Origin of the sequence: Vibrio sp. 10N.261.51.A3 (assembly GCF_041471965.1) — a bacterium.
GTDB classification, from domain to species: domain Bacteria; phylum Pseudomonadota; class Gammaproteobacteria; order Enterobacterales; family Vibrionaceae; genus Vibrio; species Vibrio crassostreae_C.
The window spans coordinates 43,001-52,347 of record NZ_JBFRPK010000061.1 but is presented as its reverse complement, the minus strand read 5'-3'; the positions used below and the strand labels follow the sequence as shown (position 1 = coordinate 52,347).

Genomic DNA, 9,347 nt, shown 5'->3' with positions numbered 1-9,347 from the left:
AGTGCTTATTATCCATACAAGCGCTTAAAGGTATCCGCCATTAAGATCACAACTAAGAACCACATCGACACCACTGACGCTTGAATTGCACCAAGTATCAAACTGTCTGTCACAATCGCATCTGTTGAAACAAATTGAGGGAATATAGAAAGATAAAACAGGACAATTTTAGGATTCAGTAGATTAGTGAGAAGCCCTTTGAAAAATTGCTTATAAAGCTTACTTCCCGATGCACTGACCACAGAGAGCACGCCCTCTTGAGCGCGCAGCGCCGCACGAAAATGGTTATACCCAAGCCAGACAAGATACAAAACCCCAGCCCACTTTAGCCCTTCAAAGGCCATGGGAGTGTTCGACAGTAATAAGCTTATGCCGTTAGCCGAGATAAAGGCATGAAAAAAGAAACCACATGACACGCCCAACACGTTCACAAATGCGAACAGCTTCCTTTGAGTTAAGGCTGTGCTTAATACCAACAGCGCATTTGGGCCCGGGATAATGGCAATAAAAAACACGATAACGATAAACAGCCAGATACTGTCCCAACTCATTTCGATCTCATTTCATGAACATTTTTAGGGCGGACATTGTACGTCCATTCAGTGCCATTACAATATGATAAACGCTTAATTATCGCGTATAGCTAACAGACATAATTCGCGCGTATAATGAATGTGTTTATCGTCTAACATACAAAACTGATTCTCTAACATTTGTAGCCCTGATAGACTCCACCTCCTTTTTGATACTTGGTTCATTTATGTCATTTGATAGCCTAACCCTTAACGCAAAAACCGTCTCCGCGCTCTCATCTCAATTCAATAAGCCGACAGAGATACAGCAAGCGGTAATTCCTACCATTATTGCGGGGAAAGACGTACTCGCATTGGCTCAAACGGGCAGCGGTAAAACATTGGCGTTCGGCTTACCTTTACTGAATAACATCAACCAAGATGTGAATGAACTGCAAGCACTGATCATTGTTCCAACCCGTGAACTTGCATCTCAAGTGACCAAATCTTTAGAACCGATCGCGACAACGCTCAATATCAAATTGGTAACGCTAACGGGCGGCGTAAATACTGATGATCAACAGCAACAATTATCGACTAAACCACAATTAGCCATCGCCACACCGGGCCGCCTACTTGCTTTAATCAAAAGTGATGAACTGGATATAGCTCGGTGTTCATCATTGGTTCTTGATGAAGCCGACCGCCTGATCGACATGGGATTTTGGCCAGATATTCAAGCGATTACTTCAGCACTACCGAGCAAACGTCAGTCACTGTTGTTCTCTGCGACACTTCCGCCCGAATTAGTAGGTCAGGCTGAAGAGCTTCTTTCAAATCCAGTTAAGGTCACGACACATCAAGAAAACAGCGTGGTCGCGGCTATTGAAGAAACCCTGTATTTAGTGAACAAAGGCAGTAAAGCTCAAGCGCTCATCGCACTACTCAATCAACACACATGGCCGCAAGTATTGGTATTTATTGGCGCAAAAGACAATGCCGATGCATTAACCAAACGATTGAATAAAGCCAAAATCAGTGTGAGTGCGTTACATGGAAATAAGAGCCAAGAAGAACGAGAGCAAGCATTAGAAAGTTTCAAAAATGGCGAGACTCGTGTGCTTATCGCGACAGACGTGATGGCTAGAGGCATTCATATTGATCAATTACCTGTCGTAATTAACTTCGAATTACCTTCTCACTCAGCAACTTACGTACACCGCGTTGGTCGTACAGCAAGAGCAGGAAGTACTGGCTGCGCGGTCTCTCTGGTTAGCCACAGCGAAACTGACTACCTCAATGCGATTCGCACCTTGACCAATAAGCCGTTAGTGCTGCAACCATTAGAGGGTTTCCCGGTTACCGACAAACCTGCATCTGAAACGACCGCTCGCAAGCGTCCACCTAAAGATAAAATGGCCAATCGAAGAACAGCTAAAAAGAAAAGCATTAAGCAATTTAAAAGCAAACCAAATAGCTCTAAGTAACCAGAAATAACTCTAAGTAACCAGAAATAGAATGGTCAGCTCAGTTTGTACTGGGCTTTTTTATATGCAACAAAATACAAATTCACACCCAAAAACTTCCCTAAAGTTGCCAACTTAAATGACACTTTTGTGAATTATGATGCCAACGTATTGATTCTTGGTTGCTCAAAAAAAATACTCTTAAATCACGTTGACGCCCCTATATCTAGCAACTAGATTTTTCTATTAGTGTCTACAACAGGAGGTCATTGAAATGAAACGTGCTAGCTCTACATATCGATTACAACTGATTAAGGAAGTGGCAACTCGCCGAGATCGTCAACGTTCCAATGACCCGATGGCAAACTACATACAAACCCTAATAGATAATAAAGATGATTGTGATACTTCGGTTGAACGCAACCAGAGGTTCAGTGGCAGTCATTTTGATGAGCACATAGGTGGTTGGGTAAGTGACCACTGGGGTAACAAGTAGGACAAAGAGAGTAATCCAACCAGCATAATCGCTGTAGAATTCGTCTCCGAATTAACCTATCATCTGCAACAATTCCCTATCCTAGAGTAAGCAGAAAGTGTCTGAGTTAAAAAGAGAAAAAGAAGTGATGGTTGCCTTCCAAGTGATACCTCGCGTTAAAGAAGGCAACAACTTCGAAGTGGTTGATAAAGCCATTGAAGTTGTGAAAGCTGCCGATGTGCCTTTCCAAGTCGGTGCGATGGAAACTACGATGAAAGGTGAACTCAACCAATTACTCGATATCGTTAAAAAAGCAGAACAAGCTTGCTACGATGCAGGGGCGGTAGAAGTGATCACAAACATTAAGATTCACAGTAAAACCACCGAGGCCGATGATACATTTTGCACGTACCATCGTGGTGTAACGAAAGCGAATCACATGTTTGTTTAATCACATTTTTGTTTCTGAAAACTGAGCTTTAAGAAAGGCTCTGAAGAACCAGTGGTGTTATTGGAAAGGCATGTCTGAGAGGTGAGAAAGGATTTCCATTCGTTCTTCTTCTGACATCGAATGCCAATCACGCGGAGTCTCTTCAGGGTCATCTTTTGCCCCGATCGGTTTTCGGTCAAGTGCTTTGACTGGCTCTTTTTTGATTTTTACGTTCTTTTTATTCATACCGACACCACTCCTTCAGGTACAAAGGTACCTACTTTAATATTACACCCCAACCATTATGTAAAGTAATAGTTACTTCGGAGTTAAATAAAATCTAAATACTTCCTCTTTAGCCAAAAAGATCTCTTTGGGGACTGGTATTTCCCTCTTCATCGACCTGCTTACCAATCAAGTTTTTTTGATTCATTATTTTTCTTCTATAGCGCTGACGACACAGCTTTATCACGTGCAATTGTTCTGACGGTGTCATCGACATCCAATTAAAGCGCTCTTCTCTCTTGCGCATACAACCGTTGCAATAGCCTTTGTCATCGCTTGAACAAACCCCAACGCAAGGGCTTGGAACTTGGAAAAACTCTAACTGCTCCACCATGCCTCCTTACACATTCAAAATTACGCTTACTCTCTCAAAAATAAGCGATTAATTTGTCGCCTGGCTCGTGAAATCCATACTAAACTATGACCTTATACTGACACATATAGTGTTTTGTAAACTATACTTTGAACCCATCAAGTTACACTTATCCGGTAACTTCGTTCTTTCCTTTGGAGCCTTATAATATGAAGTTTAGTTCAAAAAAATTACTAGCAGTAGCCGCTTTACCTATGATGCTAGCAGCATGCACAACAACAGGTGACAACGCGATGCAAGTAACACCAACCGATCTACAGCACCATAATTGGGAACTTGCGCAAATTGATGGCAAGGACATTGTGAAAAGCGAAGACCAAGCAGCTCCTCGTCTAGAGATCGGCGAAAAGATGACTGCAAACGGCATGGCTGGTTGTAACAACTTCTTCGGTCAAGGCGAGCTGAAAGACGGTCAATTCCGTATCAAGCAAATGGGCATGACAATGAAAATGTGTCACAGCTCTGCGATGGAAATCGAACAATCGGTTTCTGCTACTCTAAGCGAGTGGAGCGACGTAACGCTAACAAACGATACGCTAGTACTGAAAAACGATGTACACACGCTAACGTACACAATTCGTGACTGGGTAAACTAATCCGTCATCGAAACCAAATACTGATTAAAGGAGCCTGATGGCTCCTTTTTTATTGTCAGCTTGCCCTCACTACTTCTTCAAAATTGACGCTCATCGCCGACTTTTCGTACCAACCTCCAATAAACCTCAAAAATCTCTCATTTAGATGCAATAAATTCAACGGTTCAGCGGTCTGTTGCTAGGATGGCAAAAGCCTAGAGTCTGTCGAGTTTTCGAGATGATTACGTATCGAACAAAACTCGACCGCGAACTCCCTGCTTGTTCTCAAGTAATTGATTGAATTTACTGTTGAATTAGAATTTATTTCAGAAACAGATAGAATAACTATTAGGGCATGTTGATCTTTCGTTAACCACGAAGGGTCAATACGCACTAGGGAGTTCGAAAATACAATGCTCTTGCCCGTTCACTACCAAATGGAAAAGTTTATGAACAAGATAGTAAGTACGTTAGGAATCATGGCAACCGTTGCATACAGCGCAACCATTTATGCTGATGAAGCAACATCCACCGACAGCTGGAACCAAATAGAACAGCAGGCAGAGGGAGAAACTGTCTACTTTCACGCTTGGGGCGGAAGCCAAGAGATCAATCGTTACCTACAGTGGGCGGGCAAGAAATTACAAAGTGAGTACGGTGTTACCTTAAAACATGTGAAAGTAACCGATATTGCAGAAACTACCACTCGCTTACTCGCAGAAAAGGCGGCAGGAAAGAACACTGAAGGCAGTGTCGATATCGTCTGGATTAACGGCGAGAATTTCCGTTCAATGAAAGAAAATGCCTTGTTGTTTGGACCATTCACTCAAACACTTCCAAACTGGCAGTACGTGGATAAGTCTTTGCCGATCGATGTCGATTTCTCGGAGCCAACAGAAGGCTTGGAGGCACCTTGGGGCGTGGGACAACTGGTGTTCGTTCATGACCAAGAAACACTTCACAACCCGCCACAATCATTCTCTGAGATGTTAAGCTACGCTCAGGCATTCCCGAATCGCTTAAGCTACCCGCGCCCACCAGAATTTCATGGCACGAGCTTCATTAAGTCTCTATTGATTGAACTAACAAACAATAACCCTGCACTGGCTCAGCCGGTTTCAGAAGACAACTTCCAAGAAGTGACGGCACCACTGTGGGCTTACTTAGATAAATTCCATAAAGTGGCTTGGCGCGGTGGCAAACAATTCCCAGCAGGCACATCGGAAAGCATCCAACTTCTGGATGACGGACAGATCGATCTCGCGATTACGTTTAATCCAAACTCTGTTTATTCAGCACAAGCCAGTGGTCGCTTAGCCGAAACCACTAAGGCTTATGCTCTAGAAAGCGGCGCTCTATCTAACATTCACTTCCTTGCGATTCCTTGGAACGCCAATGCAACCGCGGGTGCTCAAGTGACCATTAACTTCTTACTGAGCCCTGAAGCACAGTCTCGCAAGGGGGACCTCAATGTTTGGGGCGATCCTTCGGTTCTGAGCAGCAAGTACCTCACTGGCAGCGCTAAAAACACCCAGCAATTTAAATCGGTTGATGAACCACACCCTAGCTGGCAAAACGCGCTCGAGAAAGAGTGGCTTAAGCGATACGGTAACTAGTCTTCATGCTACGCGCTCTATATTTTGTTGTTATAGCTGTATGCATTATCCCGACCATTCCTGGGGTAGCGGGAGTCGTGGCTTCGTCACTGAGTTTCATCCCGCCCCTTGGTTTAGAGGAGCCGACACTCAACGGTTTTAGCCAAGTCTTTCAATGGGAAGGGGCTTGGCACTCTATTGGCTTAAGCCTAGGTTCAGCAATTGCAAGCAGCTATATAGCCTGCTTCCTGACCTTTTGTATTCTTCAAGCCTCTTGGGGAAACAAGTTTTGGAGAAAGATTGAGTTTACGCTATCGCCAATGCTTGCCATTCCACATGTAGCTTTCGCTATCGGCTTTGCTTTTCTGTTTAGTCCAACGGGGCTTGGCGCAAGAGCGGTACATCACTTGCTCGGCGAATCGGCTACCAGCTCTGAATTGGCGTTATTGGTGAAAGACCCATACGCGTTCGGCTTAATTATTATGCTCGCACTCAAAGAAGTCCCCTTCTTATTGCTGATGAGCATTTCGATACTTCAGCAAATTGATGTAGAGCGTATCACCAAGGTCAGTGCATCGCTCGGTTACAGCCGCGCTCAGATCTGGTGGAAATGTATTTTCCCACAATGGTTTACTAAGCTTCGTTTCCCAATGCTGGCGGTACTCGCTTACAGTGTCTCGGTTGTCGATATTGCTTTGATCATAGGCCCAACCAACCCGCCGACCTTTGCCGTTTTGGTATGGCAATGGTTCAACGATCCGGATCTTAACCTACTTCCGCGAGCTGCTGCTGGTGCCATCGTTTTGTTTGGTTTAGCTTCGTTGATCATCGCCTTGGCGCGTTTAGTTGAATGGGCGGTTCTTAAGTACTTTCGAACTTGGCAGTATTCCGGAAGAACAGGGGCAAACCTTCCGGGGAAAACGGTATTCACTGTCCTTGCTAGCCTTTCACTGCTGATCATTCCTTTAATGGTAATTTGGAGCGTTGCTCAGCGTTGGCGCTTCCCTGATTTACTGCCGAGCCGCTACAGCACGCGCTTCTGGGAGTTCGAGTGGGAAGGCATCATGAACACCGTTGGTCAAAGCCTATGGATTGGTCTGATTGCTGCTTCAATCGCTTTGTTGCTTGCGCTGGTTGCTCACGAATACAGAATCAAATACAAGTGGCAAGTTCCGGGCTTCATTATCGCTATTCCAATGCTAATACCACAGCTTTCAGTGTTGTTTGGTATGCAAGTCACGACCCTCTACATCGGCAGTAGTGCCTATGAGTTCTGGGTGATTTGGGCGCATGTTTTCTTTGCTTTCCCGTTTGTGTACCTGTCTTTGGATGGCCCGTGGAAAAGCTTCAATGATGGGTTGATTAAAGCCTCGCTGAGCCTAGGTAAATCGCCATTTCAGAGTTGGTATTCGATCAAACTACCAATCTTGCTTCCTGCGATTGCCTTTGCTTGGGCGGTCGGGATCAGCGTGAGTTTGGCCCAATACCTTCCAACATTAATGCTCGGCGCGGGCCGTATTAGCACGATCACCACAGAAGCCGTTGCACTTACCAGTGGTTTCGACCGCAGGGTGACAGCAATCTATGCCATTTGGCAGGCCCTATTGCCTCTGTTCTTTTTCTCTTTAGCGATATTAGTCAGCCGACTTCAACTGAGATATCGCCGTCTTACTTTTAAAGGTTTCCTAAGTAATGAGTCTGTACCTCAACGACCTCGCCATCCGTAAAACCGATGGAGATTCGCTGTTCTCAGCGCTAAACGTCACATTAGAATCTGGCCAAATACTGGCTTTGATGGGGCCGAGTGGCTGCGGAAAGTCGACCTTACTGGATGCGATTGCTGGTCACTTAAGTGAAGATTTTTCGTACTCTGGCACCGTTGTGTTGAACAATATTCAGCTCGACGAGCTTCCATCACATCAGCGTGAAGTCGGTATTTTGTTTCAAGATGACTTGTTGTTTCCGCACCTCAAAGTATGGGAAAACTTGGCCTTTTCGTTACCGAACTCTGTTAAAGGTTCCGCTCGCCAAAAACAAGCAATGGCTGCACTAAAAGACATAGAGCTAACTCACTTAGCTGAATCTTTCCCGGATCAAATATCCGGCGGTCAACGCGCAAGAATAAGCTTGACTCGTATGTTGTTAGCCAAGCCTAAACTCGCCCTGCTTGACGAACCGTTCAGTAAGTTAGACCAAGAGCTCAGAGTACAATTTCGCGATTGGGTCTTCGAACAGCTGACCAAAGCGAATATCCCTACATTAATGGTCACGCACGACGAAGCCGATGTACCTCAAGGGGCAGAAGTACTGTCTTGGCCATGGAGAAGTAACCATGCTGGATAAGTACTCCATTAAGGTCATTAAGTGGCCATTAAATCAGTCTGCTAAGTTACTAAACCAATTGGGTATCACGGCCAATCAAACCACGTTATTCGGATTTCTGATTGGGTGTTTAGCGTTTCCAGCGTTGGCATTTCAACAATATGAGTGGGCGTTAGGCTTCATTGTGTTTAATAGAGTATGTGATGGGCTTGATGGAGCCTTGGCTCGAATCCAAGGCATTAGTGATGCGGGCGGTTTCCTCGATATCAGCCTAGATTTCCTATTCTACTCGCTGATCCCTTTTGGATTTGTCATTGCCAACCCAGAACACAACGCCATTGCCGGTGCATTTTTGATCTTCTCTTTTATCGGCACAGGCAGCAGCTTTTTAGCGTTTGCGGTTATGGCAGGCAAGCGAGGCATTGAAAACCCAGTCTATAAGCATAAGTCTCTGTACTACATGTCAGGGCTAACCGAAGGCACTGAAACCATCGCTTGTTTCATCGCGTTTTGTATTTGGCCTCAACACTTTGCGGTTATCGCTTACACCTTTGGTGCAGCTTGTTGGCTAACCACGTTCATGCGTATTTATTTTGGGTTCCAGACACTCAAAATAAATTAGGACACCAAGAAAGGATACAATCGATAATTGTATCCTTTATTTTGTTGAATCTAATTTACCATCACTTCGACACGTCGGTTATTCGCTCGCCCCTGACTTGTGGAGTTAGTGTCTACAGGTGCTAATTCGCCACTCGATAAAATGCTAATTCCTTCAACCCCTTTTGATTGAAGATAAAACGCTACTGAATTTGCACGCTGTTCTCCAAGTGCTAGATTGTAATCAGAACTTCCTACGCTGTCAGTATGACCTTCGAGCAAAAACTTACTACTAGACAACGATGCTAACTTTACAATTTTATCCAGAATATAGAGAGAAGAGTCTGTTAACTGAGACCGGTCGAAAGAAAAGTAAACTTTTGCTAGAGGGTCATCTTGCCTTCCATTTTCTAACTGACCGTTAAGGATTAGAAACTCGCTACAACCTTTGCTGACGCCGACCTCGCCAATCAAAAACTGACGCAAGTCTTTATTAAGTTCGTGTTTACTCGTCGTTTCAAGCATGTTGAAAGGTCCGGCATTAGGGATAATAGAGATAGGATCTCCCACTCTAACAGAGCGCTCAATGTCCATCCCTTCTTTTGCACAATACTCGTTAAACATAACTTCTTTCTCTTTGGCTATACTCGCCGCGCTATACACGAAGAAAAAAAGAGCGATAGATAAATACTTTAGTGGATTCATGAACTTTCC

General features: G+C 44.5%; 11 protein-coding genes and 1 pseudogene. 8 read left to right on the top strand and 4 right to left on the bottom strand.

Annotation, left to right across the window (positions count from 1 at the left end):
- Window positions 1-17: 17 nt before the first annotated feature.
- Window positions 18-551, bottom strand: a pseudogene (locus AB4371_RS15830) (LysE family translocator); the annotation flags it as partial.
- A gap of 209 nt (window positions 552-760) precedes the next feature.
- Between AB4371_RS15830 and AB4371_RS15825 the strand changes: the two are divergent.
- From AB4371_RS15825 to AB4371_RS15815, 3 genes are all read left to right on the top strand, one after another.
- Window positions 761-1,999: a DEAD/DEAH box helicase gene (locus tag AB4371_RS15825; RefSeq protein ID WP_017071932.1), complete on the top strand. Its 1,239-nt coding sequence runs from the start codon at window positions 761-763 to the stop codon at window positions 1,997-1,999.
- Between the two features lie 253 nt (window positions 2,000-2,252).
- Window positions 2,253-2,474 carry a hypothetical protein gene (locus AB4371_RS15820; RefSeq protein ID WP_017057116.1) on the top strand — a complete coding sequence of 74 codons (222 nt, stop codon included), beginning with the start codon at window positions 2,253-2,255 and terminating at the stop codon, window positions 2,472-2,474.
- Window positions 2,475-2,601: 127 nt separating this feature from the next.
- A complete protein-coding gene (locus AB4371_RS15815) occupies window positions 2,602-2,904 on the top strand; it encodes a thiamine-binding protein (protein WP_017065764.1) in 303 nt (100 codons plus the stop codon).
- Between the two features lie 57 nt (window positions 2,905-2,961).
- Here AB4371_RS15815 and AB4371_RS15810 read toward each other — a convergent pair whose 3' ends face one another.
- Both AB4371_RS15810 and AB4371_RS15805 read right to left on the bottom strand, forming a co-directional pair.
- A complete protein-coding gene (locus AB4371_RS15810; protein WP_017060325.1) occupies window positions 2,962-3,129 on the bottom strand; it encodes a hypothetical protein in 168 nt (55 codons plus the stop codon).
- A gap of 109 nt (window positions 3,130-3,238) precedes the next feature.
- A complete protein-coding gene (locus AB4371_RS15805) occupies window positions 3,239-3,502 on the bottom strand; it encodes a DUF1289 domain-containing protein (protein ID WP_017060324.1) in 264 nt (87 codons plus the stop codon).
- A gap of 188 nt (window positions 3,503-3,690) precedes the next feature.
- Here AB4371_RS15805 and AB4371_RS15800 point away from each other — a divergent pair, with 188 nt between their 5' ends.
- From AB4371_RS15800 to AB4371_RS15780, 5 genes are all read left to right on the top strand, one after another.
- Window positions 3,691-4,137, top strand: a complete 447-nt coding sequence (locus AB4371_RS15800; RefSeq protein WP_372150314.1) for an META domain-containing protein — start codon at window positions 3,691-3,693, stop codon at window positions 4,135-4,137.
- Between the two features lie 428 nt (window positions 4,138-4,565).
- Window positions 4,566-5,732 carry an ABC transporter substrate-binding protein gene (locus tag AB4371_RS15795; protein WP_372150313.1) on the top strand — a complete coding sequence of 389 codons (1,167 nt, stop codon included), beginning with the start codon at window positions 4,566-4,568 and terminating at the stop codon, window positions 5,730-5,732.
- A gap of 5 nt (window positions 5,733-5,737) precedes the next feature.
- A complete protein-coding gene (locus tag AB4371_RS15790; protein ID WP_372150312.1) occupies window positions 5,738-7,438 on the top strand; it encodes an ABC transporter permease in 1,701 nt (566 codons plus the stop codon).
- On the top strand, window positions 7,404-8,054 hold the full coding sequence (locus AB4371_RS15785) for an ATP-binding cassette domain-containing protein (protein WP_372150311.1): 651 nt from the start codon (window positions 7,404-7,406) through the stop codon (window positions 8,052-8,054). The genes AB4371_RS15790 and AB4371_RS15785 overlap by 35 nt, the downstream gene beginning before the upstream one ends.
- Window positions 8,044-8,655, top strand: a complete 612-nt coding sequence (locus AB4371_RS15780) for a CDP-alcohol phosphatidyltransferase family protein (RefSeq protein ID WP_017065358.1) — start codon at window positions 8,044-8,046, stop codon at window positions 8,653-8,655. The genes AB4371_RS15785 and AB4371_RS15780 overlap by 11 nt, the downstream gene beginning before the upstream one ends.
- A gap of 50 nt (window positions 8,656-8,705) precedes the next feature.
- Here the strand turns inward: AB4371_RS15780 and AB4371_RS15775 are convergent, their stop codons facing one another.
- A complete protein-coding gene (locus AB4371_RS15775) occupies window positions 8,706-9,338 on the bottom strand; it encodes an OmpA family protein (RefSeq protein ID WP_372150310.1) in 633 nt (210 codons plus the stop codon).
- Window positions 9,339-9,347: the final 9 nt, after the last annotated feature.